This window comes from Streptomyces sp. NPDC053474, from assembly GCF_044544845.1.
In the GTDB taxonomy this organism is placed as follows: domain Bacteria; phylum Actinomycetota; class Actinomycetes; order Streptomycetales; family Streptomycetaceae; genus Streptomyces.
This window is the reverse complement of sequence record NZ_JBITXV010000045.1, coordinates 1-1678: the sequence shown is the minus strand read 5'-3', so window position 1 is coordinate 1678 and position 1678 is coordinate 1. Positions and strand designations below refer to the sequence as shown.

Below are 1678 nucleotides of genomic sequence, written 5' to 3'. Positions count from 1 at the left end.
GGCAGTGCTGAGGCGCGTCGGTGGGCGGAGCAGGCGGGTGAACAGGGTTGTGGCAGTGTGCTGTTGCTGCCGCCGAACGCCTACCGTGCTGATGAGCGTGCGGTGGTGGACCACTACGCGGAGGTGGCCCGGGCGCAGCTGCCCGTGGTGGCCTACAACAATCCCCTGGATACCAGGGTCGACCTGACCCCGGCGCTGCTCGCGCAGCTGCACGGCGCGGGGCATGTGGTGGCGGTCAAGGAGTTCAGCGGGGATGTGCGCCGGGCGTATGAGATCGCTGAACTGGCCCCGGATCTGGATCTGTTGATCGGCGCCGATGATGTCCTGCTGGAGCTCGCCCTCGCCGGTGCCGTGGGCTGGGTGGCGGGCTACCCCAATGCCTTGCCCGCCTCGTGCGTGGCGCTGTACCGCGCCGCGACCGCCGGTGACCTGAAAGCCGCGCTGGCGCTGTACCGGTCTTTGCATCCGTTGCTGCGCTGGGACTCCCAGACGGAGTTCGTGCAGGCCATCAAGGCGTCCATGGACATCGTCGGGCGGCGTGGCGGCCCCGTCCGGGCGCCGCGCACCGCGCTGGCCCCGGCAACCGGGGCCCAGGTGCGTGCGGCCACGGAGAAGGCCGTCGCCGACGGCCACCACTGACCCGCGAAGAGGAAGGGGGGGAGGGTTTCATGCGGACGCGTCACGTCTTCCAGGCGGTGGACTCGCATACCGAGGGCATGCCCACGCGTGTGATCACCGGTGGTATCGGGGTGATTCCCGGCGCCACCATGGCCGAGCGCCGCCTGCACTTCATCGAGCACCTGGATCATCTGCGCACGCTGTTGATGTACGAGCCGCGCGGGCACGCCGCGATGAGCGGCGCGATCCTGCAGCCGCCCACCCGGCCCGACGCCGACTACGGGGTGCTCTACATCGAGGTGTCCGGCCTGCTGCCGATGTGCGGGCACGGCACCATCGGCGTGGCCACCGTCCTGGTGGAGACCGGCATGGTCACGGTCACCGAACCCGTCACCACGGTGCGCCTGGACACCCCCGCGGGCCTGGTCAGCGTCGATGTCCAGGTGAGGGACGGAGCAGCCAGGTCGGTCACGCTCACCAACGTGCCCGCCTTCTGTGTCGGCCTCGACCGCACAGTGGAGGTGGAGGGCTTTGGCACGGTGACCTATGACCTCGCCTTCGGCGGGAACTTCTACGCCTTCGTCGAACTCGACGCGCTGGGCCTGCCGTTCGACCGGGCCCGCAAGGACGACCTGCTCGCCGCGGGCACCGCGGTCATGACCGCGATCAACGCCTCCCAGGCGCGGCCCGTCCACCCCCTCCAGGCGGAGATCGCGGGCGTCAAGCACGTCTACCTCGCCGCGCCCGGCTCCGACGCGCGCCGTTCGCGGCATGCCATGGCCATCCATCCGGGCTGGTTCGACCGCTCTCCGTGCGGCACGGGGACCTGTGCGCGGATGGCGCAGCTGCACGCCCGCGGGGCCCTGCCGCTGGAGCAGGACTTCGTCAACGAGTCGTTCATCGGTACGCGGTTCACCGGCCGCCTCATCGCCGAGACCGAGGTCGGCGGCATGCCCGCCGTCCTACCGCGCATCACCGGACGCGCCTGGATCACCGGCACCGCCCAGTACTACCTCGACCCCGACGACCCCTTCCCCGGAGGGTTCCTCCTATGACCGCC

The 1678-nt window shown here is 70.6% G+C and carries 2 protein-coding genes; both read left to right on the top strand.

The features are described 5' to 3' along the window. Positions 1-639: dihydrodipicolinate synthase family protein (locus ACIG3E_RS40990; protein ID WP_399626327.1), on the top strand; the 639-nt coding region annotated here is incomplete at its 5' end. A gap of 29 nt (positions 640-668) precedes the next feature. Then, positions 669-1673, top strand: coding sequence for a proline racemase family protein (locus ACIG3E_RS40985; protein ID WP_399626325.1), 1005 nt, complete (start codon positions 669-671; stop codon positions 1671-1673). Positions 1674-1678 lie beyond the last annotated feature (5 nt).